17 protein-coding genes are annotated in these 24,726 nt (G+C 69.4%); 3 read left to right on the top strand and 14 right to left on the bottom strand.

Annotated elements, in window-relative coordinates; genetic code table 11:
* The 14 genes from tssE to phnD (ACZYSP_RS13360) form a co-directional block, all read right to left on the bottom strand.
* Positions 1-516 carry a type VI secretion system baseplate subunit TssE gene (gene tssE, locus ACZYSP_RS13295; protein WP_093058744.1) on the bottom strand — a complete coding sequence of 172 codons (516 nt, stop codon included), beginning with the start codon at positions 514-516 and terminating at the stop codon, positions 1-3.
* Positions 509-1,351 carry a type VI secretion system accessory protein TagJ gene (locus ACZYSP_RS13300; protein ID WP_489014644.1) on the bottom strand — a complete coding sequence of 281 codons (843 nt, stop codon included), beginning with the start codon at positions 1,349-1,351 and terminating at the stop codon, positions 509-511. The genes tssE and ACZYSP_RS13300 overlap by 8 nt, the downstream gene beginning before the upstream one ends.
* Before the next feature lie 31 nt (positions 1,352-1,382).
* The gene (locus ACZYSP_RS13305; protein ID WP_093058742.1) at positions 1,383-1,940 is read right to left on the bottom strand and encodes a type VI secretion system tube protein Hcp; all 558 of its coding nucleotides are present in this window, start codon (positions 1,938-1,940) and stop codon (positions 1,383-1,385) included.
* Between the two features lie 54 nt (positions 1,941-1,994).
* On the bottom strand, positions 1,995-4,088 hold the full coding sequence (locus ACZYSP_RS13310; RefSeq protein WP_489014647.1) for a caspase family protein: 2,094 nt from the start codon (positions 4,086-4,088) through the stop codon (positions 1,995-1,997).
* Complete coding sequence (locus ACZYSP_RS13315) at positions 4,085-5,257, bottom strand: hypothetical protein (RefSeq protein ID WP_489014649.1); 1,173 nt, start codon at positions 5,255-5,257, stop codon at positions 4,085-4,087. The genes ACZYSP_RS13310 and ACZYSP_RS13315 overlap by 4 nt, the downstream gene beginning before the upstream one ends.
* Positions 5,258-5,284: 27 nt before the next feature.
* A complete protein-coding gene (locus tag ACZYSP_RS13320) occupies positions 5,285-6,034 on the bottom strand; it encodes a hypothetical protein (RefSeq protein WP_093077075.1) in 750 nt (249 codons plus the stop codon).
* Positions 6,035-6,057: 23 nt separating this feature from the next.
* Entirely contained in the window at positions 6,058-7,674 is a 1,617-nt protein-coding gene (gene mltA, locus ACZYSP_RS13325) for a murein transglycosylase A (protein ID WP_093077073.1), read from the bottom strand.
* A gap of 55 nt (positions 7,675-7,729) precedes the next feature.
* Complete coding sequence (locus ACZYSP_RS13330) at positions 7,730-9,625, bottom strand: protein kinase domain-containing protein (RefSeq protein ID WP_489014652.1); 1,896 nt, start codon at positions 9,623-9,625, stop codon at positions 7,730-7,732.
* Between the two features lie 618 nt (positions 9,626-10,243).
* The gene (gene tagF, locus ACZYSP_RS13335; RefSeq protein ID WP_093077070.1) at positions 10,244-10,897 is read right to left on the bottom strand and encodes a type VI secretion system-associated protein TagF; all 654 of its coding nucleotides are present in this window, start codon (positions 10,895-10,897) and stop codon (positions 10,244-10,246) included.
* Positions 10,894-14,496 (bottom strand): type VI secretion system membrane subunit TssM, encoded by a 3,603-nt coding sequence (tssM, locus tag ACZYSP_RS13340; protein WP_489014655.1) that lies wholly within the window; start codon positions 14,494-14,496, stop codon positions 10,894-10,896. Before tssM ends, tagF begins: the two co-directional genes overlap by 4 nt.
* Positions 14,493-15,842: a DotU family type VI secretion system protein gene (locus ACZYSP_RS13345; RefSeq protein ID WP_097200396.1), complete on the bottom strand. Its 1,350-nt coding sequence runs from the start codon at positions 15,840-15,842 to the stop codon at positions 14,493-14,495. The genes tssM and ACZYSP_RS13345 overlap by 4 nt, the downstream gene beginning before the upstream one ends.
* Before the next feature lie 32 nt (positions 15,843-15,874).
* The gene (gene tssK / locus ACZYSP_RS13350) at positions 15,875-17,206 is read right to left on the bottom strand and encodes a type VI secretion system baseplate subunit TssK (RefSeq protein WP_093077066.1); all 1,332 of its coding nucleotides are present in this window, start codon (positions 17,204-17,206) and stop codon (positions 15,875-15,877) included.
* Between the two features lie 154 nt (positions 17,207-17,360).
* Positions 17,361-18,431 carry a phosphate/phosphite/phosphonate ABC transporter substrate-binding protein gene (phnD, locus tag ACZYSP_RS13355; RefSeq protein WP_093175068.1) on the bottom strand — a complete coding sequence of 357 codons (1,071 nt, stop codon included), beginning with the start codon at positions 18,429-18,431 and terminating at the stop codon, positions 17,361-17,363.
* Positions 18,431-19,468 (bottom strand): phosphate/phosphite/phosphonate ABC transporter substrate-binding protein, encoded by a 1,038-nt coding sequence (gene phnD / locus ACZYSP_RS13360; RefSeq protein ID WP_093077063.1) that lies wholly within the window; start codon positions 19,466-19,468, stop codon positions 18,431-18,433. The genes phnD (ACZYSP_RS13355) and phnD (ACZYSP_RS13360) overlap by 1 nt, the downstream gene beginning before the upstream one ends.
* A gap of 162 nt (positions 19,469-19,630) precedes the next feature.
* Here phnD (ACZYSP_RS13360) and ACZYSP_RS13365 point away from each other — a divergent pair, with 162 nt between their 5' ends.
* The 3 genes from ACZYSP_RS13365 (at position 19,631) to ACZYSP_RS13375 (ending at position 24,718) form a co-directional block, all read left to right on the top strand.
* Positions 19,631-21,520 carry an ATP-binding response regulator gene (locus ACZYSP_RS13365; RefSeq protein WP_093077061.1) on the top strand — a complete coding sequence of 630 codons (1,890 nt, stop codon included), beginning with the start codon at positions 19,631-19,633 and terminating at the stop codon, positions 21,518-21,520.
* A 166-nt stretch (positions 21,521-21,686) separates the two neighbouring features.
* Positions 21,687-22,745: an ABC transporter substrate binding protein gene (locus tag ACZYSP_RS13370; RefSeq protein ID WP_489014659.1), complete on the top strand. Its 1,059-nt coding sequence runs from the start codon at positions 21,687-21,689 to the stop codon at positions 22,743-22,745.
* A 59-nt stretch (positions 22,746-22,804) separates the two neighbouring features.
* Complete coding sequence (locus ACZYSP_RS13375) at positions 22,805-24,718, top strand: hybrid sensor histidine kinase/response regulator (RefSeq protein WP_307615293.1); 1,914 nt, start codon at positions 22,805-22,807, stop codon at positions 24,716-24,718.
* The last annotated feature ends 8 nt before the right edge of the window (positions 24,719-24,726 follow it).

Below are 24,726 nucleotides of genomic sequence, written 5' to 3' on the forward strand. Positions count from 1 at the left end.
TCACCTTGGGTTTTGCGCCATGTCCACTATCTCGATGCGTCCTTCTTCCAGGTCAACGCGGCTTCGCATCAGGAACTCCAGCGGCACGGGCTGTGCCCACAGCATGCCGCGTATCTGCAGGCCGATGCTGTTGTGGGAGTCCAGTGCCGGGCCTTCCATGACGAGTTCCACTTCGAGTGTGCGGGACAAAATGCGCGGCTCGAACTGCAGGATTGCGTTCTTCAAAGCCTGTTCCATGCTGACACGCTGCACCGACGAGGTGAACTGGCCAGACAGCATAGGCAATCCGTAGTTGATGACCGAGCGCGCCGCATTCGGGTATTGCTTGTCGTCCATCGAGAGGCCGTAGCCGGTGGCGTTGAACAGCCAGCCGAGGTCGCGCAGCACGGCCTGGCGCAGCGCCTGCTTGGTCAGCGTGCGCTTCTCGTCGCCCTCGCGCTTTTCGTCGGGTGCGTTGTCGACGAGGCGATCGAGCAGCGAGGGCTGCAGCCGCTCCTGCGCGGTGAGCTCAGCCATCGACGCTGCCCTCGGCCTCTCCGGCCTCTGCAGCGCTTTCGCTGGCCTGCGTGAACAGGATCTCGCGCACGTCCATCAGCGCGTACTCGCCCGCGTCGCTGCCGAGCACGCGCTGGCCGTAGCCGGCCCAGACTTCGGGGCGCAGCTCGCGCCACTCGGTCTTGCGCGCGAGACGCAGCTCGCCGTCTTCCACCTTCTCTGTGCCCTCGTAGCGCGTGGGAATCAGCGCAAGGGTTTCACCGCCGTTCTCGAACTGCAGGTGCGCGGGCATCCACACGCAGTCGCGCAGGTCTTCGGGCGGTTCGATCTTGATGTGCGCGAGCCGCGCGTACGGAATCCAGTAGTACTTGCCGTTGACGAAGGCCTCGAGCACCGGGCCCAGTCGCATGTCGGCATCGGCCAACCATTCGAAGGGTGCGCCATCGATGGTGCCGCTGATGGCGGGCGCGCCGTCGAAGGCGCGCTGGCGCAGGTCCTCGGCCAGTTCGCTCTCGCCGCGCCCCTGGCGCAGCAGCGACTCGATGAGCAGCGCCAGCCATTGGTCGGGCTGGCCGAAGATCATGGGCGTGCGCGTGCCGGCGAACACTTCGGCGCGCAGGCCCTCGCAGCGCACGGCCTCGCCGTAGACCTGTTTCATGGGCACGGCGAGCGCGTCGAGTTCGGCCGCAACGGTCAGCTGGTTGAGCGCGCGCTCCCACTGCCCGAGCACGCAGAGCAGCTGCGCCATGAACACGCGGTGCTTGCTGTCGGAAGGCTTGGCGCGCACGTCGTCGCTCAGGGCCTTGAGGGCGGCGGCCGGATCGGCGGCCTTGAGGAATTCGGCGGCGGTCGTCATGGTGTGCGGCTCCTGGGTGGGGTGATGAGGCTCAGGCGCGGGTGAACTGGCATTCGCGCACCGCGCCGCGCAAGCCGGTGGTCTTCTGCGGTGCCGACTTGACCTTCACCGTGCGGTAGCTGATGGAGATCAGCTCCGAGGGCACGCCCCAGTGGCCGCCGGAGTTGAGCACCAGCCGGCAGATGCGCGCGTTCTCCAGCACCAGCTCGAAGGTCGACTGCGCATCGGGCGAGCGCTCGTCGCCGCCCGACTTGAAGGCGCTGATGACGACCTTCAGGTCTTTTTCCTGCGCGCGCAGCAGGCTGGCGATGGTGGCGGTGGCCGCGTCGCTGCGACGCGCAACGATCAGGTTGTTGGGCACGACCTGGTTCTGGCTGGAAGACTCGGGCACCTGCACCGACCAGTAGTAGCCGCCGATGTTCATGCGCGCCTTGCCGTCGTCGAAGGGGCGGTCGAGTTCGCCTTCGACTGGCGCACCCTTGTTCTCGATCAGCATGACCAGGTCGGTTTCGGCTGAGCCGGTGCCGATCAGTTCGTAGAACCGCTGGGCGTCTTCAGGGCTCCAGGAGCCGTCGTCTAGAAATGCCATATCACCTCCGGAAATCGAAACAGGAAAAGGAAACCGTGATCTCGGACCGCGCCGTCATGGCCGGGCTCCGCCGTCCACTGCGCCGCCGCTCCTGCGCAGCAGGGCCGCGAACACCTGCCGCTCGCCGCTCTCCGCCGGCGGCTGGCCACCGCGCACGCGCACTTCGGACACATCGGCCTGCGCATAGGCCACGCCGAACAGGCGCGGCGCGCTGTAGGGCGTGGCGGGCACTGCCATGACCAGCAGTCGCGCGTCGCCGGCGGCATCGAGCCACGGCAGGTCGAAGCGCTTGACCGAGGGCTGATCGGGCGTGCCGCGCTTGAAGCGGTTGGTTTCGCCGACGAGCTCGTCGGGGTAGACCGACTGCAGGTTGCCGCGCGCGTCGATGCCGGCGATGACGAGGTCGAGCGAACGGCCGCTGGTGTTGCGCACGTTCAGGCGCAGGCGCTCGCCGGCGCGCAGCGAGGGCAGCGCGTTCGCCGCTTGGGCCTGAACTTGAACGATGGGCGTGCTGCGCAGCATGCGGTCAGCGCTCCACACTTCGAGCGCGGCATCGAAGCCGTCGAGTTGGCCGTCCTTGCCGTAGGCCTGCAGCTGCGCGAGCCACTTGAGCTGCGCCAGTGCCTGCAGGCGGCGGCGCAGCGCGGCGGTGTCGGGCAGCACCACGGTGGAGACAGTGGCGCCGAACAGCGGCGAGAGCAGTTCGAGGCGCTGGCCCGAGGGGCCGAGGTCGGTCCAGCGCACGTCGGCGGTGGCCGCATCGTCGGCCGGGCGGATCGCAGCCGGGTAGTCGAGGCTGAGGCCGGCGGGCAGCGGCTTGTCGGCGCGCACGCGCAAGGCGGTGGCGGCCGGTTCGCTCATGGGCGTGACGCTCCAGAACGCAGCGCCCGACACATCCTTCAGCGCCGTAGGCACGGCCAGCCACGCGCCGCCGAGCTTGATCTGCGACACGGTGGCCGGTGCGCTGCGCACGGCGCCGTCTTCGAGCGTGGCGAGCACGCGCAGCTCCTGCTGCTGCGCGAGGCCGTCGAGCAACCCGGCCTTGATAGCCAGGCTGTCGCCGCTGCGTTGCGCGCGCCATACGGGGCGCGTGGATGCGGGCGCGCCGCTGTTGGCGAACAGCGGCGCATCGAGGTTGCCTTCGGCCACCGGAGACGGCAGCTCGCGCGTAGGAAAGCGCTGAGCGAGCTCTTCGATGACCGGTGGATACTGCGCGAGCACGCCGTCGAACAGGTCGCGCCAGGTGGCGGGCTTGCGCGACAGCGCTTCGACCACGGCCCAGGTCAGCAGGCCCTGCGGCCGGGCATTGCGCGCCTTGCGGGGCAGGCGCAGCTCGGGCGTGATCTGGTGGCTTTCGGACGCGAAGAAGGCGACGTAGCGGGCGCGAGGCACGGCTTCGGCCGGCACGGGTGGCGTCTGCGGTCGCGCGGGTGGTGCCCCGCCGGTCAATTGCGTCACGCGCAGGCCGCGCCAGCGCACTTCGTCATCTGGCGGGCCTTCGGCTGTGGCGGGTGCATCGGCCGTGCCGCGCGTCATGGAGTTGGCCGAGCAGGTGTCGAACACCGAGGCGACGAACACGTTCTTCGCGAGGAAGGACTGGATCCACGCGTCGAAGTCGACGTCGCGCAGGTCGCCCGTGAGCACGTTGTCGCTGCCGAGCGTGCCGCGCACGTCGCGCGCGAGAAAGTTCTCCGACAGCCCATCAGGCTCCTGGTAGCGCTTGGCGATGTCGCGCAGGCGGGTGCCGTGGCCGGAGAAATACAGCAGCACGAAGTCGCCGCTCTTCGACTGCGCGAGCAGCCTGGCCAGCGCGTCGTGAATGGCTTGCGATTCTGGCAGCGCGGCGCCGATCACGCCGTCGGCGAGCACTGCGATGTCGGGCGCCGCGAAGCCCTGCCTGAGCAGCGCGTCGCGCATCAGCATCACGTCGTTGCGAGGCGCCTGCAGCCACAGCGCCTGCGGCTGGTTGACGAGTTCGGAGACGCCGACGAGCAAGGCGCGCTGGGTGGCGAAGGCCAGGGTGCAGCAGGCGAGCAGCCACAGCACGAGCAGCACCTGGAGAAAGCGCAATTGAGTGACGCCCTTCCCCTTGGGCCGCAGGTGAAGGTGCAGACGGGCGGCATGCCCGAGGGCCGCGGCGCGTGTCATGGCCGCTGCTCCCCAGCCGGCCCGGCTGACTCGACCAGCGGCGAAGCCGCGAGCACCGCCAGCGCATCCACTGGCTCCGGCACCCGCAGCCGCCATACGCCATTGCCACCCGGATCGCCCGGCCCGCCCACCACGTCGGCCGATATCGATTGCAGCAGCCGGTCGGCCTCGTCCATGCGCACGCCGGCTTTCCAGCGCATCACCAGGTCGGCGCGCGCCGGCGCGGGTGCGGCTGGCACGTCGCGGAAGCGCACCTCGTCTTCCTCGGGAGCACCGCGGCCGCCGAGCAGCCCGACGTTCTGGATCACCACGAACAGCGCCAGCACCGCGAAGGCCGGGCGCGTCCAGCCTTCCGCGCCGAACCAGCGGCGGATGCTGCCCCACCAGCCGCCTTCGGGCCTGGGCTGCGGCCGTGCAGGCGATGGAGCGGGAGAAGAAGAAGCCTCGTCGCCCTGCGGCCGCGTCAGCGCCTTCCCCAGCTGCAAGCCCACGTCGCGGTACAGCTCCTGGTAATCGGCACGCGGGTCCTGAGGCCCGAGCGGCGTGCCCGACAGCACCGAGAACACGCCGCCCACGCCGCGCAACGCGATGCGCCCCGGCTCCGGCGCAATGGCGAGCGATGCGTGCGCGGCCCACTCGTCGTGCACCGCGCGGATCGCGGCGAGCCGCGTGGCCGAAACCTCGCCGAGCACGCGCGCGCAAAGCTGCGGAGCAGGTGCCAGCGTGAGCACGTTCCAGGCCTGGATCACGCCGAACATCGGCTCGAAGGGCTCGTCGTCAGGCTCCAGCAGCACGTCGAAGGCAGATGCCCAGTCGGCCTCGCCGGCGGCCATCCAGCCCTGCCAGAGATCGCCCTGGATGCAGCGGTCGAGCAGCACGCCGAGCAGCCGCCCTTCGTGCACCACGCTGACAAGGCGGCCCGGCGCCCAGCGGGCCGGAAAGGCACGCTGGGCGACAGCCTCGCGGCGCCGGGCCAATTCGACAAGAGGCAGCAGCAGGTCGGATGCGGCGGCGGCCGGGGCCGGTGCTGCGCCCGTTGGAGGGGACGTGCCCGGCATGGCCACTGTGGCCGTGCCGGGTGCGCTGTCCGGCGCATCGTCGGGCACGGCCGCGCCGGTTTCCAACGCGTGGCGGATCACGCTGAGCGGGGGCCAGAGGTCGTGGGTCATGGCGTCTGTTCCTGAATGGCTATGTCTTCAGGCATAAGACGCTTCAGCACCGAGGATTTTAAAAACCTGCAGGATCGCGGCCATGTTGTCGGGCTCGATGGCGATGCCCAGCGTCTGCTGGAGCCAGCCGCCGATCCGGGTCTTGGCGTAGTCCGCGGTCAACCCCTCGCGCTTGTGCACGAGGCCGAGCCGGCCCGCGCGGTAGTGATAGGAAGCAATGGCGTGGCGCGAGGCAATGCCCGACAGCCCGCCCTCGGCCTCCTTGCCGAAGCCCTCGCACAGCAGCAGGCGCTCGGGCTCGGGCAGTTCGGCGATGAAGGCGCGCGCGGCCAGTTGCACGGCCTGCGCACTCAGGCCGTGCTCGGCCAGGCAGCCGTCGAGGTCTTCGCCCGCGCCGATCTCGTCTTCGAGCTGCGCCTCGGTGATCTGGTCGCCGATGGAGAGCTTGCGGCGGAAGGAGCTGGCGCGCGTGCAGTCGATGAGATAGCGGCGGAAGTAAGCGCACAGGGCAAAGGCGGTGGAAGGCGCGCTGTGGCTCGCGCGCTCGTCGGCTTCGTCCGGGTCGGCATCGAGCCGCAACACCTTCACATAGATGAACTGCGCCACCAGCTCCTGCCGGCCCTCGCCCAGCACCTGCAGCTCTGGCGGATTGCAGGCCACCAGCGCATCGCCCACGATGCGGTACATGGCGCCCATGTCGTTCGGAGACAGCGTCTGCCTGCGCCGCCAGAGGCGGACGAGCTCACTGCTTTCCGCGGACGAAAGGGTTTCCTGCATGAGGAGTCAAGGCGCCCGATCGATCAGTCGTCGACGCAGCTGCCCTCCGAAGGAACCAGGCACTGCGGCAGGTTCGCGCCCACCGGCCCGCCGCGCGTGCGGATGGCCGACGACACCGCGGCCTGCGCAACGGCAAGGCCGCGCGGCAGCAAGATCCACAGCTGGCCACGCTCCTTCATGCGGCGCGCGTTGGTCGCGGCCTGCTGGCCGTTGCCGAAGAAATAGTCGGCCCGCACCGCGCCGCGGATGGCGCCGCCGGTGTCCTGCGCGATCGTCAGGCGCTGCATCGGCGCGCCGCTGCCGGGCGTGCGCGTCGACACGAACACCGGGTAGCCCAGCGGCGTGCTGCGCGGATCGACGGCAATCGAGCGCCCCGCCGACAGCGGCACGCCGAAGGCGCCCACCGGGCCGCCCACGGGCGAGGTCGATTCCTTGAAGAACACATAGCTCGGGTCCTTGATGCCCGAGCCCGACACCGCGCCGGCCGCGCGCCGCCCCGGCACCACGACCGGGCCGCTGGCAACGGGCCGCGCGAGCGTGAAGCCGCGCGTGCGGATGGTGCCGCTGTCGACCGCGCCGACATCGTCGTCATCGCCGTCGTCCAGCTGCAGCTCGATGGACGAGCCGCGCACCTTCACCGGACTGCGCGGCTTGCCGTTGGCGGCCTGCGCCAGCGTCGGGCGGAAGGGCTGGCCGTTCTGCTCGGCGTAGGCGACGCGCACGATGTCGCCGTTGGCCAGCTTGATGCGCCCCGAGCCCTGGATCTGCATTTCGTACAGCGCGGTGGCGCTGCTCACGAAGGCCAGCACCTTGGCGTTGGGCGCGCCCTTGGTCTCGATTTCTTCGCGCGTGTAGTACGGCAGCAGCTGCTTGCCCTCGACCCGCAGGCGCACCTTGCGGTCGAGCGTGTCGCGCGAGATGGCCGAGAGGTCGAGCGCAAAGAGGCCCGGCGCGCCCATGTCGCGCGTGCTGAGACCGGTCTGCACCACCACGTTGCGCCCTTCCACGCGGGCCGCCACCGTGCCGTTGCCGGCGGGCAGCTTGCGCGCGTCGGCGAACAGCATGTCGTCGGGCTGGCCGTACACGGGGTAGATGAAAGGCGCGCCGTACTGGCGGGCGCCCGCGATCTCGGGCTCGAAGTAGCCGGTGACCACGCCGTCGGGCTTGCGGTCGTCGTCGCGAATCTGGTAGGCCGAGAACTCGCCCTCGAAGAAGCCCCGGATGGCGTTGTTGTTCTTGCCGTCGACCTTGAGCGCGCGGTCGCACACCTCTTTCCATTCGGCGCCGCGCCCGGTCAGCACCTTGCAGCTGCCGAGAAAGGCGGGCCAGCTTTCGGAGAAATCGTCGCGCGACCAGCCCGGCACCGAGTCGAAGCCAACCGAGGTGTAGGTGGCGAGCTGGGTCGAGAAGGTGCGCGCCTGGCCGGCCACGCTGGCGCCGGTCGGCGGTGGGCGCGAGGCGCTGCTGCTCGTGCCGGCGGTGTCGGTCGTGGCCGCGCCGGTGCCCGTGGTGGCCGGTGGCGGGGCGGTGCAGCCCGCCAGCGAGGCGATGACGGCAACAACGGCTGCAGTAGCGGCCCACTGGAGCACGTAGTTGAGGCGCTGTTGTCGTTGCTGCTGCAGTGCTTGCGAAGTGGTCATGAAAGTCTCCTTGTCCGGAAAGTGGCGACCCGAAGGGCCAACGCTCTACAGACGATTACTTCTCGACGATTTTGAAATTCCCGACGCCATAGACGTCGTTGCACGGGGCGCCGGGTGCGCACACGGGTTTGCCCAGCAACGGCGAGGGGCCGGTACCGCGCGTGGCTTCGAGCGCGGCCAGCACCGGCAGCGGGAACACCGGGAACACGCCGTCGTTCTGCACGCCGGCGGCACTGAAGTCGCGCTCGTGCTCGCTCACGAGCACCGCGAACTGGTCGGTGCCGGCCGGGCCGCCCGCATCCATCGGCCACGAGGCGCGCGGCAGAGAAAGCGAACCGCCCGCGGTGATCTTGTTGTACTTGTCGAGCAGGTTCGGGAACAGCAGGAACATCTCGCCGCCGCTGGACAGCAGGAACACGTAGACAAAACCTTCGCGCTTGCTGCGCACCTCGAAGGCAAGGCGGTCCTTGCCGATGGCGACTTCGGCCTTCTTCGGCGTAGCCGTCACCTCGAAGCCGGGTGCGGCACCGGTTGCGAGAGATTGCAGCGATTCGACGGGCGTGCGCGGGGCCGGAGGGGGCGGTGGTGGTGGCGGCGGTGCTGGAGGAGCCTCTGCGATCTTTGTGTCGGGTGGCGGGGCCGGCGTGGTGGTGACGACCTTCTTGTCATCGGCGTTCGTGTTGCCGCCGGTGCGGCCCTGGAACCACCACCAGCCGCCACCGGCCGCGGCTGCAAGCACGGCGACCGATACGAGTGCGGCAACGGTCTTGTTGCTCTTGCCCCCGCCGCCGGTGGGAGCGGGCGCGGGCGCCGGTGCCTTGCCACCTGCCTTGCTCTTTCCGCTCGCGATGACTGTCGCAGCGTCGGCGTTGCTGTTGCCGCTGCGCGCACCCGAAGGCGGCTGCGTGCGCGGCGTCGGCGCGATGCTGTGCCCCACTTCGAGATCGAGCGCGGCTCGCAGCTCGGCCATCGACTGCGGCCGCTGCTCGGGCCGCACGCCGAGGCCCGCGTCGATCGCCTCCAGCAGCCGCAGGCTGTAGCGCTGCCGCAGGATCTCGTTGCCCGCAAGCGGCACATAGCTGTCGGACAGCAGCCGCGCCACCGAAGGCGGCGGCGCGCGACCGCACACCGCCACGTGCATCACGGCCGCGAGCGCGTAGACGTCGGTCCACGCGCCCTGCGACATGTCGGGCATCTCGGCGTACTGCTCGATGGGGGCATAGCCGGGCTTGAGGATGACGGTGATCGCCTGGGTCTTGTCGGTGATCACACGGCGCGCGGCGCCGAAGTCGAGCACCACCGGGCGGCCCGAGCCTTCGAGCAGGATGATGTTGTCGGGGGCGATGTCGCGGTGGTAGCAGTTGGCGTTGTGCATCACCGCGAGCGCCTGTGTGACGCCGTCCATGATGCGGATGAGCCATGACTCGTCTACGCCTGCGGGGATGGCTACCAATGCTTCTCTCAGCGTGTCGCCTCTGTAGAAAGGCATGACCATGTAGGTGGTGCCTTTTTCTTGCCAGAAGCGGTAGACCTTCAGGAGCGACGGGTGGTCGAACTGGGCGAGCAGGCGGGCTTCGTTGATGAAGCTGCGCATGCCCAGGTCGAAGGTTTCTCTGTGGCGTTCGGACAGGGGGACTACTGTGCCGTCGTTCTGTCTTGTCGACAGTGACGTGGGGAGGTATTCCTTGATTGCTACTACGCGTTCCAGCGTGTGGTCCCACGCCTCGTAGACGACGCCGAAGCCGCCTTGGCCTATAACTCTTGTGACTTCGAATTCGGCCAGGCGGCTGCCTACCGGGAGCAGGCCGGCGTCTGTGCTTCCCGTGGCGGGGCTGGTGACTGGGGTAGCGCCTGCGGTGATTACGGTCGCGGCCGTGTCGCCGGTTGTTGTTGTTGTCGGCTGACCTGGCTTGGGGACTACGCGGGTGCGGTCGTCGTTGGAGTCGGTCATTGACTGGCTCCTTCTTTGTGTGTGCTGAGGGTTTGCTTTCCGGGGCCGGGTCTCGCCCCGGCGGGCGAGCTACTTTCTTTTGCTTCGCCAAAAGAAAGTAGCCAAAGAAAAGGCGACCCCACTGTCTGCGACCCCTTCGCTGTGCGAAGGGGCAACCTGCGGTGCTCGCGTTTCGCGGGGTCTCGCCCAAACTCGCTTCGCTCAGACAAGGGCGAGCCCTGATCCGCGAAACGCTGCGCTCCTCGGCGCAGCCAGAGGGGAGGTGGAGACAACACGGGCCTTTGCTTCGCTCGGCGCGGTGCGACTGCAGGCGCTGCGCGCCTGCAGTCGCATGGGGGCCGAGCGCAGCGATGGCCCGTTCGGTTCCCAAAATCCCTTCTGGCTGCGCCGAGGAGCGCAGACGTAGGAGGGATCAGGGCCGCAGCTGTTTGAGCGAAGCGAGTTCTGCGGACCCCCTCCGGAGTCGAGCACCGCAGGTTGCCCGTAGCGAAGCGAAGGGACGCAGACAGTAGGGTCGCCTTTCTTTTGCCTACTTTTCTTTGGCGAAGCAAAGAAAAGTAGGTCGCCCGCCGGGGCGAGACCCGGCCCCGGAAAAACAAACGAGAAGAGGCCTTCATCTCACCCCTCCTCCGCAAACCCGAAGAACAGGGCTTCAAACTGCTCATCCCGAGGCAACCCAGTACAGAGCATCCGAACCCCATGCTCAGCAGCAGGATCACTCAGCCAAAGCGACGCCCCCGCCAGCGGCAATTCCAGCGAATCGACACTACTCTCACGTCCGTCAGCAGAAGCGCCATCAACAAACAGCCGATGCAACACCGCATCAAACCGCAGCGCATCCAGATCCCCATCAAGCCCTTCCAACGCAGCCTGCGTAGCATGAGCCCACCACTGCAACGCCATAGCCAGCGCCTCCCCCTGCAGTTGCCCCGAAACGGACCGATCGAGCTCCATAGCCAGGGCAAACGGAAAGTACCGCCCCACCCCATCGACAGAAGGCATCAGCACCCCGATCCACGCCTGCTCCCCCGCCACCTGCCGCCCTAGCGCAAAGCACCAGATAGGCGCTTCGAGATATCGCTCAGTCCAATCCGCATGCCGATCCCGCAGCCGGGCCATGCCCCGCTGCAGCCATTGATCCCACACAGCACGAAACGCCTCCGGCAGCCGCCGATGCGCAAAGTCCCCCATGCCCGGCAACTTGCCGAACCACCCCGGCAACGCGGTCGAGGCAAAGAGCAGCGGTGAAGAAGAAGATGCAGCCTCGTTCACAGCCCCTCCGGACAAGAAAACTCCCGCAGCTCACGCAACCGGATCGGATGCTGCACGCTGTTCGTCGTCACCTCGAAGCGCGTCTTCCGGGCTCCGATCTGGAAGGTGATGAAGAACTTCTCAGGCGCATCGCCGGCCTCGAGCTGCCCGTCGTCGAGCGCACGGAACAGCGCCCACGGCCCATCCACAGCCGCACCCGAGCTGCCAGTGGTCGAAGGCGGACTGACCTGGATACGCACCTGGTTGCTGCCCTTCGGCCCCGGCCACTGCACGGCCATCGGCACCACAGGCCCGTGCGCGTACTTCACGAGCTGGCCGTCGACGTCGAGGATGAACTGGGTGATGCCCGCATCCATCTCCACCGGCTTGAAGTCCAGTCGCATCGATGGCCCACGGCCGCCGCCGCGGAAGAAGATGTCCTTGATGCGCGCGGCCCGCTCGAACTGCGCGAGCGCCTGCGTGGTGATGGCGCCGCGTTCGGCCACGGGCTTGTAGCGCCACGGCTTGGTGCTGGTGTCGACCAGCGCGGCCAGGCGCTTCTGGAAGAAGTCGTCCATGAGGCCACCGGGGCCGAACATCTGGCCGAAGTCTTCCGGCAGCACGTCGCGCTTGCTGGTGCTCACGAAGGGGTAGCGGCCCGCGATGGCGCGCGCGCAGAACTCGGCCACGGGGCGCAGGTCCTGGCTCAGGTTGCCGCGCTCCGCCGTCTGCGCCTGCGCGGCGCCCGACTGGCTGAGATTCTCGACCATCGAGCGCACCGGCTCTGGCAGGCGGCCCGCATCTGACTTGAGCTTGCCGGCCACGTCGCCGGGCGGCGGCGAGGTGCGGCCCTTCACGGCCGTGTCGACCGCGTTGAGGTACACGTAGACCTCGTTGAAGAGCTTCAGCGCATCGTCGATGGGCGCGGGTTGGTTGGGTCCGCCGGCGGTGACGAGGCGGCGCAGCGATTCGAAGCGGTCGTCGACGATGCTCTCGATGCGCTTGCCCGGGGCCACCTGCCGGCCGGGGTCGCTGCCGAACAGGTCTTCCAGGCCCTTGCGCGTGTTGCGCACCGTTTCGGTCGCCTTGCTGACGACGTCCTTGTTGGCGTCGGCCGCCGGGATCAGCGTGGTCTGCTTGACCACCGCGCGCAGGAAGTTCGCGAGCGGGGAATCGACGCCCGAAAGAATGCGCGCGGTCTCGATGTTCTTCTCCAGCCCGGTGGCGCGGATCAGGCGCACGTCGGCGAGCAGGGCCTCCCACTGCTTGACGTATTCCTCCAGGTACAGGCGGCGCACGCGATCGGTCAGCGCGCCGAGCGCGGCCACGTCGCGCAGGCGGTCGGCTGCGTTGCGGTCTTGCCCCAGCACCCACGGGTCTTCGTTGGCGAGCAGGCCGGTGAGCACGGTCACTTCGTTCTGGAAGCGCTTGTGATAGCCGTCGTAGGTGAACATGCCCGGCACGCCATCGGTCAGCGGCTTGCCGCTGATGCGCTCGAACACCAGCGGGCCCGAGGGGCCGGTGGCAGTGGCCACGCTGAAGGCCGGAATGTCCTTGGTGGCGCGCTGGCGCTTCAAGCGGCTGAACACGCGCTGCTCCAGCGGGTAGCTCGCGAGCACGGCGCGCACGCTGCGCACCAGGTTCTCGTCCATCTTGAGCGGCGAGCGCGGCGGGCCTTGGGCGATGAGCACGTCGAGCTGGTCTTCGAGCGCCTTGCGCTGGTCTTCGGGAATGCCTCGGTCGAGGTTGCGGGCCCAGTCGAGCGTGATCCAGGCCTTGAGCGCCTCGGCATCGAAGTGCTCGGGCTGGTAGAGCATCAGGTAGCTCTTGAGTGCCTCGTACGTGTACTCGAGGTTGTCCTTCTGCGCGGTGCGCAGCTGGTCTTCGATCCGCTTGGCGATCTGCGGCAGGAAGGCGTCGTTGAGCGCGCGCTGGTGCGTGAGCATGGCGGCGGCGTCGAGCTTGTCGCCCTGGTAGAGGCCCAGCGTCATCGACAGCGGCTCGTCGCCCTGGTGGTTGTCGGGCGTCTTCCAGATGTCGCGCAGGCTCTGCAGCACGGGCGCGACCTCGACCAGGTTCTGCACGCGCGCGGGCAGCGCCGCGAGGTTCTGCCTGGCGGGCTCGACACGGGCCTCGACCGACTTCAGGTAGTTCATGTTCTGCAGCGTGCTGTAGCCCCAGGCCGCGAGCAGGCCGACGGTGACCAGCGTCATCGCCGTCACGCCGATCACGCGCAGCGTGTGGCGGCGGCGCTCCAGCTTCACGTCGGCGCCGGCGAGGCGCTGCTCGGGGAACACCACTTCGCGCAGCAGCGAGGTGAGGAAGTAGCTGCGCCCGCTCGACTTCTGCGGCGCGAGCATGGCGCGCTCGATGCCGAAGCTGCGCGCAAGGCTGCCCATCACGCGGTCGATCGGGCTGCCTTCCTGCGTGCCGCTGGTGAAGTACACGCCGCGCACCCACGGCGGCTGCGCAAAGCGCGAACCGGTGAACACCTGCTCCAGCAGGTCGGACAGCAGCGAGCCGATGGAGCCGAACTGCGCCGGAAAACCGAAGATGGCCGCGCGGCGCGTGCCGTCGGTCTCGCGCTGCATGCGCGCGATGAGGCCATCGTTCACGCGGTTGTGCAGCAGCGCGAACTCGCGGTTGAAGGCTGTGGAGAGGCCCTTCTCTTCCAGCTGCACGTTCTCGTTGGCCGGCAGCGTGAAGCCGAAGACCTGTGCGCGCTGTTCCTTGCCGAGGTCGTCGAAGTAGTCGGTAAAGCCGTAGAGCAGGTCGCTCTTGGTGACGAGCACGTACACCGGCAGGCGCGTGGTGAGCTTGCCGTCGAGTTCGAGCAGGCGTGCGCGGATCGAGGCCGCAAGCTGGGTGCGCGCCTCGGGGCCCTGGCTCAGCAGGTCGGCCACGCTGACGGTGAGGAACACGCCGTTCAGCGGACGACGCGGGCGCGCCTTCTTCAGCAGGCCCAGGAAGCCTTCCCATGCGCTCTTGTCTTCCGACTGGTGGCTGTCCTGCGTGGTGTAGCGCCCGGCGGTGTCGATGAGCACGGCCTCGTCGGTGAACCACCAGTCGCAGTTGCGCGTGCCGCCCACGCCGCGAATGGCGCCGGGGCCGAACTTCTCGGCCAGCGGAAAGCTCAGGCCCGAGTTGACCAGCGCCGTGGTCTTGCCCGCGCCCGGTGCGCCGATGAAGACGTACCACGGCAGGTCGTACAGGTAGCTGCCGCCCGAGATCGACATCCAGTCGCGCAAGCCGGGCTTCTTGCCGGCGGCGTGCAGGCGCATCTGCTTGAGCGTGGCAACGGCTTCGCTGAAGCGCGTGTCGAGGATCTTCTGCTCGCCGTTGACCGGCGCATCGGTCTTCGCGGCCGGCGCCTTCATGAGGCCGTCGGTCAAATGCTGGCTCGCACGGCGCGCGCGCCAGCGGCGGTACAGCGCGCGCAGCACCACGATGAGCACGATGACGCCGATGACGATGCCGCGCGTCATTTCGCTTTCGAGCGGCGCGAGCGAGCCGATCTTCACCAGCGGGCCGATCCACCAGATCAGCAGCGCGACGACGATCAGCGCGAGCAGTGTCAGCAGCAGCGGGCTGAACAGGAAGCCGAAGATTTTCTTGATCATTTCGTCGCTCCTGGTGCGGGAGCAGCCGGTGTGGCAGCAGCGAGCCGATCGGGTTCGGTCAGCAGCACGATGTCGACGCGGCGGTTCTTCGCGCGATTGGCGGGCGTGTCGTTGGCGGCCACGGGCTCGGCGTCTGCCTTGCCGTCGGAGCGCATGCGCGCCGGGTCGACCAGCGTCGTCAGCGCGCCCTTCACCGCATCGGCGCGCGCGGCCGAGAGGTGCCAGTTGGAGGGATAGCGCAGCGAGCGGATCGGCTGGTTGTCTGAGTGGCCGGTGATCAGCACTTCGCCCTTCACCTCGGCCAGCGCCTGGCCGATGCGCCGCAGCACGGGCAGCGACTGCGCCATCGGCTCGGCGCTGCCGGAGCCGAAGAAGGAGTCGCCGCGCAGGCGCACCACGCTGCGGTCGGCCTCGTCGGTCACCGTGACCAGGCCCTGCTTGATCTCGGGTTCGAGAAAGCGTGCGAGGCGCGGCGTCTTCGCCGGCAGGGCGGGCGGCGCGATCTGGATGTTGGGCGCGCGCAGGCTCGACACCGCGGCGTAGGTGGTGTCGGAGCGGTAGTTGAGCGTGAGCCGCAGGCCGAACCATGCCAGAGCCAGCAACAACGCAAAGCCGGCCGCGAACACCCACAGCGGCAGCGACTCGCGCAGCCGCACCGTGCCCGCGCCCTGCCCGCGCCAGTGCGGAGAAAGCTCGGGCTCGACGGCCGGGCGGTCCTTCGCGATCAGGTCCGCGAGGCGCTGGCGCACCGAGTCGAGCTGCGCGCGGCCGTTGTCGACCACGCGGTAGCGGCCTTCGAAGCCGAGCGCGAGCACGCTGTAGATCAGCTCCAGAAGCTGGCGGTGCGTGGGCACGTCCTGCGCAAGCTTGGCAAGCAGCTGGAAGACTTTTTCGCCGCCCCAGGTTTCGTTGTGGAACTGCACCAGCAGGCTCTGCTTGTTCCAGCCGGCCTGCACGCCCCAGGGCGTGTTGGCCACGGCTTCGTCGAGCGCGGTGCACAGCACGTAGCGCGCGGCGAGCACCGATTCATTGCTGACGCCGGCGCGGCGCGCATTGGCATCGAACTGGTTGACGGCGTCGGCGGTGGAGGCGCGCAGCGCCGGCACGTTGGGCGGCTGCGCAAGGTTGCGCAGCTTGCCGATCAACACCAGCAGCTTGCCGGCGGCCGACACCAGCGGATTGAGCAGGCCGAGTTCGCCGACGTCGGCGGCGGGCGTGGGATCGGCACCGCCGAAGAAAGGCGCCGGTGCCGGCGCGGGCGGCGTGCCGCCGGGCGTGCGCGGCTTGGGCTTGATGACCGTGCGTTCCGACTCGAAGGCGGCGAAGGGGTCGGGAGGTGTGCTCATGATGGTGTTCCGTTTCCGTCAGCCCGGTGTGGCTAGGAACGAATGGCCCAGAACGCGAGGTCCAAGCCCGGGAAATCTCCGGCGATGTGCATCGCGATGCCGCCGGATTGCTCGAGCTGGCGCCACAGGTCGCTGTTGCGCGTTTCGAGTTCGAAGTAGTTGGCGCCGGTGTGGAAGGGAATCTGCCGCGGCGCGACCGGCATCGGCGTGAGCGTGACCCCCGGCAGCGCGAGGTTGACGAGGTCGCGAATGCGCTCGACCGGGCCGATCTTCACTTGCGTGGGGAAGCGCGCGCGCAGCGCTTCGCTGGGCATGTTCGCATTCACCGCGAGCACGAAGGTCGCCTTGCGCTGCAGTTCCACGTCCGTCACCATCGCCACGCGCACGCCGTGCTTGCGGTCGTGCAGCTCGATGCGGATGGCCGATTGCTCGAACACCATCGAGAGGCTGCGGCGCAGGTCGTCCATCACCGGGCGGAAGCTCAGTGCAAGGTCGTCGTGGATGTAGGGGCCGAAGCGCGCGACGCGGCGCGAATCGCGAAAGCTCGAAAGGTCGCCGGCCAGCCCCAGCGCATGCTCGAAGAAATGCTGCGGGTGCAGCATCGCGCTCTTTGCCAGGTGCGCAAAGATGGCCTCGTTGCGGTTCACGGCCTGCAGCAGCATGAAGTCTGCGATCTCGGCCACGCCGCCGGTGCCGCCCTGCGTCATGCGGCCCGCCAGCGCTTCGCCGCGCTGGCGCAGCAGGCCCAGCAGTTCGTCGAGCCAGGCACGGATGACGGCATGGCCGGCCACGTCCAGCAGCGGCGGCAGCATGGCGCGGTCGAGCTGCACCTGGTTGTCGACGCGGCGCTCGACCACGCGAGCAACGCCGATGGTGGTCCAGGCGTCGGTGGCTTCGCCGGCGCGCATCAGGCGCGTGTGGAGCTGGCCCAGCTGCAGCATCGCCGTGCGCTCGCCGGCGGTGTTCGAATCAGGCACTTCGGATTCGAGCACGCGGTGGCGCACCAGCTCTTCATATTCCTCGGCGTCGGCCTCACGCGCACCGGCGCGGCGCAGCGGCAGCGCGAGCACCACGGCCTCGTCGCGCATGGAAGAAGGAATGTCGATGGGCTCGGGCAGCGGGTCGACCGCCGGCATGTCGAAGACCGTGCCGTCGCCGAAGACGCCGACCGCCCGCACCAGCGCCAGCTTGCCCAGCGTGAGCGCGGCCGGGTCGATCTCCAGCTCGGCAAAGCCCCAGGCGTAGGGGGTGGTCGAACGCAGGAGCACATGCCTCGCATGATCGGCATGACGCTCGCTCTGCTGCAGGTGCTGAGGCTGCAACAGCATCCCCTCGCTCCAGACCACTTTTGTTCGCCAACTCATCCGCACTCCGTCAACGGCAAGGGTGCCTGAAAGAAACACGAAGTTTCCGGCGCGGGGGACGGGAGGCAAATCCGCCTTAAGGCCTAGCTAATGGCCTAGGCAGGGGGATTTGGAGCTACGGCGAAGGGACTAGGTTGAGAGTCGAACCGGGCGTTCAGCGCGCCGGAGCCGCGCGCAGGATCTCGACCTGCTCCGCATATGTCTTCTCGATGCGCTGCAGCCGCTGTTCGCGCGCCGCGTCGTTGACCCACGAGGCGGCCATGGCGCGCTGCTTGCCCAACTGGTGCTCCAGCCGCGCCTCCGGCAGCAGCGCGCTGTCGTCGGCCGCAACGTAGCCGTAGGCCGCGCGCAGGGTCTTGAGCACTTCGCGCTCGGCGTCCGCGCGCGGACCCTTGCCCTTGCCGTAGCCGGTCAGGAAGTTCTGCAGCCGCGCCTGGAACTCGGGCGGGAAGTCGCGCCGCACCACCATCGGCGCGCCAGGCGGCGGCTCCGATTGCCAGACCACCTGCAGCCGCTCGGCCTCCACCGGGAACTGCTGGCGAAAGCGCTCCAGGTCGGTGGTGTTGTTGGTGGCCACGTCGGCGTCGCCGTTGGCCACGGCCAGTGCGGTGGCCTGGTGGGTGCCGACGAATTCGCTGCGAAAGCGTGTCTCCATCTCGATGTTGTTCGGCAGGAAGAGCTGGCTCTGCGGCACGATGAAGCCGGTGACCGAACGGCTGTCGCCGCGCGCGAGCCGCCATTTCTCCGGCTGGGCCAGCACGGCTTCGAGGGTGTTGAGCGGCCCCGCCTTGCGCACCAGCAGCACGGCGCGGTGCTCGGGCACGCTGGGGTGCCGCGCGATCTGCGCCACCACCTTCATGCGCCGCTGCATCACGGCGTCGAGCGCCATCTTGGCCGAGAGGAAGGCCATGTCGATCTCGTCGCGGCCGATGGCGCGGTCGAGCTCTTCGTAGGTGGGCACCGAATAGGCGCTCACCGGAATGCCGAGGCTGCGGCTCATGTCGGCCATGAGCGGGGTCCACAGAGCGCGCGACTCGACGGTGCCGCCCAGCGGCAGCACGCCGAAGCGGATCATCCTGATCGGCACCGGCGCGGCCTTCTCTGCCGTCTTTTCGGTCGTCTTCTCGGATGATGCGGCGGCGCCCTGCGCCATGGCCGGCAGCGGCCCGGCCAGCATGGCGGCGAAGGCCAGCACCAGCACGGCAGCCACGCGCCAAGGCTTCATCACGGCGTCACGTCCTTGAGCACGCCGACCTGTTCTGCATAGCCGCTCTCGATGCGCTGCAGGCGGGCTTCGCGCGCGGCGTCGTTCACCCATTGCGCGGTCATGGCGTTCTGTTTGGCGAGCTGGTAGGCCAGCTTGGCCGCGGGCTGCAGCGAGCTGTTGTCGGCGGCCACGAAGCCGGCCAGGTCGTGCAGCGACTTGAGCACCACGCGCTCGGCATCGCCGCGCGGCCCCTTGGCGCGGCCGTAGCCGGTCAGGAAGGCCTGCACGCGCTTGCGCAGCTCGGGCGTGTATTCGCGGCGCACCACGATCTGCGCGTGCGGGATCAGGTCCGACTCCCACAGCACCTGCAGCCGCTCGGTCTCGGCCGGAAAGCGCAGCTTGAAGCGCTCGAAGTCGGCCGTGTTGTTGGTGGCCACGTCGGCTTCGCTATTAGCCACGGCCAGTGCGTTGGCCTGGTGGGTGCCCACGATCTCGCTGCGAAAGCGCGTCTCCATCGCGATGTGGTTCGGCAGGAAGAGCTGCAGCTGGGGCACGATGAAGCCCGACACCGACTGCTTCTCTCCGCGCGCCAGCCGCCAGCGCTCGGGCTGGTCGAGCATGTTCTTCAGCGAGTTGAAGGGCGGCGCCTTGCGCGACAGCAGCAGCGCGCGGTAGCCGGGCAGGCCGTCGTGCCGCACCACCTGCGCCACCACCTTCATGCGGCGCTGGGTCACGGCGTCGAGCGCCATCTTTCCGGACAGGAAGGCCATGTCGACCTCGTCGCGCTGGATAGCATGCTCCAGCGCCTCGTACGAGTTGACCGACAGCACGCTCACCGGGCGGTTGATGGCGCGGCTCAGCTCGGCCAGCAGCGGGTCCCAGTCGCTGCGCGACTCGAAGGCGCCTCCGAGCGGCAGGATGCCGAAGCGGATCGGCGCGTCCGGCGCAGGGGCGGCCTGGGCCGCGGCCCACAGCGGAAAGCCCGTGAGCAAGGCCAGTGCCGCCGCTCGGAGGACACCGGAGAAATCGACGAATCGGCGCATGGAAGCCTGCATTTGTGGTCCTAAAGAGATAGGGCCGTTGCGCATCGGCGGGTCTAACATGGGCAGCGCGGACGCCATTAAATATCAATTGCAAGCAATTTTTGTGATGTTTTTCCTGTCTTCCCGGTTCCGGACCGGCCTCCTAAGCTCGGCGCCCATGCGTCCGATGCCCCCATGAACTGGAACTTCCGCGTCCTGCGCGGCCTGGCCCGCCTGACCTTTGCCCAGCAGCTGATCCTGCTGGCGCTGGTGCCGGCGGCGCTGGCCACCGTGGCGGCCATCACCGTGCTGACGCGGCAACACCTGGGCAACCTCACGGAGCTGATGCGCGCCAATGCGCAAACGGTGGCCCTGCAGGTGGCCACGGTGGCGCAGGCGCCATTGGCGCGCATGGACCGCCGCGCGCTGGCGCGCACCGCCCAGTCGGGCACCTACCAGCCCAACGTGCAGCAGGTGCAGATCTGGACGGAAGACGGCGAGATCGTCGCCAACTCCGAAACCGTCGACCGCGCCCGCGCCGACGGCCTGCAGGTGGTGGTGCCCATCGTGGGCGACGACGGCCGCCACAACGGCCAGGTGATGGTCGAGATGAGCCTGGCCGCGGTGGAAAGCGCGCGGCGCTCGGTCTGGTTCAACGTGGGACTGGTGCTGGCGATCAGCCTCTTCGGCGTGAGCCTGGCAGGCTGGTGGGCGGCGCGGCGCATCAGCGAGCCGATCCGCGCGCTCGGCAAGGCGGTCGACCGGCTCGGCGCGGGCGAGGACGCAAGCGTGGCCATCGAGGGCACCTCCGAAGTGCGCCACCTGCAGCACGGCTTCAACCAGGCCGCGCGCGCGCTCGCGGAAAGCCACCGGCTGCTGCAAAGCCGCATCAACGAGGCCACGGCCGAGCTGGCCCGCAAGAACCAGCAGCTCGAAGTGGCCAGCCAGGCCAAGACCCGCCTGCTGGCCGCCGCCAGCCACGACCTGCGCCAGCCGCTGCATGCGCTCACGCTTTTCTCCGACGGGCTGGCCAACGGCGAGCACGACCCGGTGAAGCTGCAGCGCATCGGCCACATCCGCGAGTGCGTCGATTCGCTCGACCGCTTGTTCTCGGAGCTGCTGAACCTGTCGCAGCTCGACGCGGGCGTGCTGCAGCCGCAGTGGATCGATTTTCCGCTCGACCGGCTGTTCGATGAAATCAGCCGCAACTTCCGCCCGGTGGCCGAGCAGCAGAGCCTGCGGCTGGTGGTGCGCAAGACCGACATGTGGGTGCGCTGCGACTACGTGATGCTGTCGCGCATCCTGAACAACCTGGTGTCGAACTCGCTGCGCCACACCATCGAGGGCGGCGTGCTGATCGGTGCGCGGCGGCGCGGCAGGGGCGTGCGCATCGACGTGGTCGACACCGGCGTGGGCATTGCCGCGCAGCACCAGGCGCGGGTGTTCGAGGAGTTCTACCAGGTGGAGCCCACCGGCCGCCAGGCGGCGCGCGGCGCGCGCGGCATGGGGCTGGGCCTGGCCACGGTGCAGCGCCTGGCCGAGCTGCTCAACACGCGCGTAGAGCTGAGCTCGAAGCTGCACAAGGGCACCTGCGTGCGGGTGCTGGTGCGCTCGGCCCCGGCCGCACTGCCGCCGGCGGCGGGGTCGCAGGCCGTTGCCGCCATCGAGGAAGAAGAAAGCCTGGCCAACGTGCGCATCCTCGTGATCGACGACGAGCGCACCATCCTCGAAGGCCTGACGGTGGTGCTCTCCAACTGGGGCGCCGAGGTGCTGCCCGCACAGACCCGCGCCGAGGCGCTGGCGCTGGCCGACACCTGGGAGCAGCCGCCCGACGTGGTCATCAGCGACCTGCTGCTGCAAGGCGGCGACAACGGGCTCGACGTGATCGCCGCGCTGGAGCGCCATCCGCGCGGCATCGGCGCCGGCACCGCGCGCCTGCTCGTCACCGGCGAGACCAAGCCCGACCGCCTGCGCGAAGTGGCGAGCGCCGGCATCACGGTGCTCTACAAGCCGGTGTCGCCGCGCGTGCTGCGCCAGGCCATCCAGACGCAAAGGGCCGTCGCAGCCCTCGCGGTAGGTGCGTAGGTAGTCCATCGGACATAGGCCGTGCGGCTGCCACCGCGTGACATCCGTCACACGAGCAGGCCCTCGCCGACACGGACATAAGCCCTCCGCCTTATCGCGCCAAGCCGGGTCCGTCCTTACATTGGACTATCGCCCCTCGCTGCGGAAGCAGTCCATGTTTGTTGCCGTGAATTCCTTTCTCTCGCCCTTCTGCGGAAGGTTGCGCCGCGCCGTGCTGGCCGTGGGCTTCGTGTGGGCCGGTGCTGCTGTCTCGTCCGTCTTGTTCGCTGCCCCGGCCTCGGCCGCCAGCCTCACGGTGCTGATGGGCGACGATGCCGCGGCGTCTTCCGAGTTCGTGCAGCAGCTGCGCGCGGACCAGGAACCCGGCGGCAAGTTCGAGCTGGTGCGGCTCACTCCCGGCGGCGCCGATCCGCAACCGCCCGCGGAGGCAACGGACACCGAGCGCGCCGCGAACGCCGGCGTGCGCACGCGCAGCCTGCGCACCGCTTCCGACGCGCCGCTCACCATGGCCGTCGGCCCCGCCGCCGCGCGCGCCGCCGTCGAGCGACCAGGCCAGGAGCCGCTGGTGCTGGCAATGCTGAGCCGGCTCGAATACGAAACCCTGAAGGCCAGCAGCCCTGCCCTGCGGCGCGGCGACCGGCGCGTGGGCGTGCTGCTGCGCGACCCGGCCATGGCCGACCAGCTCGCGCTGATCACCGCAGTGCTGCCGCAGAAGCACCGCATCGGCGTGGTCGCCACGCCCGAGTCGGAGCCGCTGGTGCGCGAACTGCAGCGCGCCGCGCAGGGCGCGAACCCGCCCTGGGACCTGCGCGTGGAATACGCGCCCGACGCCAAGTCGCTCGCCAACGCCCTGCGCCAGGTGGTGCCGCTGAGCGACGCGCTGATGGTGCTGCCCGACCTGATCGGCGACAGCCAGGCGGCCACGCTCTCGGTGCTGCGCGCCGGCGCGAGCGCGGGCCTGCCGGTGTTCGGCGCAAGCGAAGGGCTGGTGCGCTCGGGCGGTCTGGCCGCGGCGGTCTCGACGCCATCGCAACTCGCGCAGCAGGCCCGGCTGCTCGGCCAGAAAGTGGCGAGCGCGGGCACGGGCAGCAGCAACAGCAATGCGCCGCTGGTGGAAGCGGCAACGCCCGCCACCGTGCGCGTCAACGCCACCGTGGCACGCGGACTCGGCCTGCGCATGCCGGAGGAACGGGAACTGACCGACCGGCTCGCAGCCCCGCGATGAGCACCGCACCGCCCTCTCAAGGCCCGCCGGGAACAAACGGGGCCGGTGCGCCCGCGCCCATGCCCACGCCGCCGCCCCAGTCGCCCCACACGCTGGTCGTGCGCGGCAACCTGCAGCGCGACCTGTTCCGTCTTGGCGTGGTGCCGTGCGCGGCGGTGGCGCTGGCGCTCACCGGCTGGTTTACGCACAACCGGCTGCAGACCCTCGAAGCCGCCTTCGACGCCGAAGGCCAGGCCGTGGCGCGGCAGGTGGCGGCCATGTCCGACCTGAGCCTCTACGCGGGCGACCTGCCGGCGCTGCAGAACGTGGCCAACGCCGCGCTGCGCGGCGGCCAGGTGACGCGCGTGGAGATCAGCAACAGCGCGGGCGTGTACGTCACGGCCGGGCCCAAGACGCCGTCGCTGGCGCAGCTGCGCATGTTCACCTCGCCGGTCACGCTGCGCGAGGCCTCGCGCGCCAGCGCCTTCGCGCCCGCCGGCTCCACCGCTGCGGGCGACACGCCCATCGGTCTCGTGCAGACCTTCCGCGACACCACCGCCTACACGCGCGAGCGCAGCCGCTCGCTCTTTGCAGGCATCGGCATTGCGCTGGTGGCACTGGTGGCCGCATGGGCCTCGGTGCGCCACATGGCGCGCACGGTGGCGCGGCCGCTGCGGCGCGTGTCGCGCACGGTGGCGGCGCTGGAGTCGGGGCATTTCGAGGTGCGCTGCGACGTGGTCGAGGGCGGCACGCGCGGCACGCACGAACTCGCGGTGCTCGCGCACGACATCGACCGGCTGGCCGAGCGACTGCAGCGCAACCGACAGGTCAGCGAAGAGCGCGTGCGCGAGGCCACCGCCGTCGCATTGCAGCGCATGGCCGAGGCCGAGCAGGCCGCGCTGTCGCGCGCGCGCTTCCTGGCGGCAGCGAGCCACGACCTGCGCCAGCCGCTGCATGCCATGGGCCTGTTCATCGACGGCCTGCTGCCCGGTGCCTCGCCCACGCAGCGCCCGGCCGTGCTGCGGCTGCAGGAGAGCACCGAGTTCATGGGCGTACTGCTCGACGACCTGCTCGAGATCTCGCGGCTCGATGCACAGGTGCTGACGCCTGCGATCGCCAAGGTGCCCCTCGCCGCGCTGTTCGACCAGCTCGATGCCCAGCACGCCGCCACCGCCGTCGAGGCCCGCGTGCGGCTGCGCTGGAGCGACCGCGGCCTGGCCGTGCGCACCGACGCGGCAATGCTGCGGCGCATCGTCGGCAACCTCGTGACCAACGCGCTGCGCCATGCGCCCGAGGGCGGCACCGTGCTGGTGGCCGCACGGCGCAGCCCGGCCGGCGTGCGTATCGAGGTGCGCGACAACGGCGTGGGCATCGCGCCGATCCATCAGGGCCGCATCTTCGAAGAGTTCTACCAGGTGGCCAACACCGAGCGCGACCGGCGCCGCGGCTTCGGGCTGGGGCTGGCCATCTGCGCGCGCATTGCCGCGCTGCTGGGAACCCGCATCACCGTGCGATCGGCGCTGCAGGCAGGCAGCACTTTCAGCTTCACGCTGCCCGAGGCGCGCCTGGCGGACATCACGCCACCCGAGCCGCCGCCGCTCGCCGTCGCGCCCCTGGCCGGCCTGCGCTGCCTGGTGGTGGACGACGACCCCGCCATCCTCGACGGCAGCCGCGCGCTGCTGGAGCAATGGGGCTGCCAGGTCGAATGCGTGACCAACGGCCCCGAGGCCATCGCGCGGCTGGGCACCGGCGACCTCCACTACGACGCCGTGCTGTGCGACCTGCAACTGGCGGGCGAAGGCGACGGCGTGGACGTGATCGACGCCGCCAAGCGCCTGCAGCCCGACGCGCTGGCGGTGCTGGTGTCGGGCGCCACCGGGCCCGAGGTGCTGCAGCGGCTGCGACATGGCGGGGTGATGCTGCTGACGAAGCCGGTTGCGCCGGCGAAGCTGCGGGCGTTGCTGACCACGCGGCGGCACGTGCACATCGCCTGACCCCGGCG

This window comes from Variovorax sp. F042 (assembly GCF_057814215.1).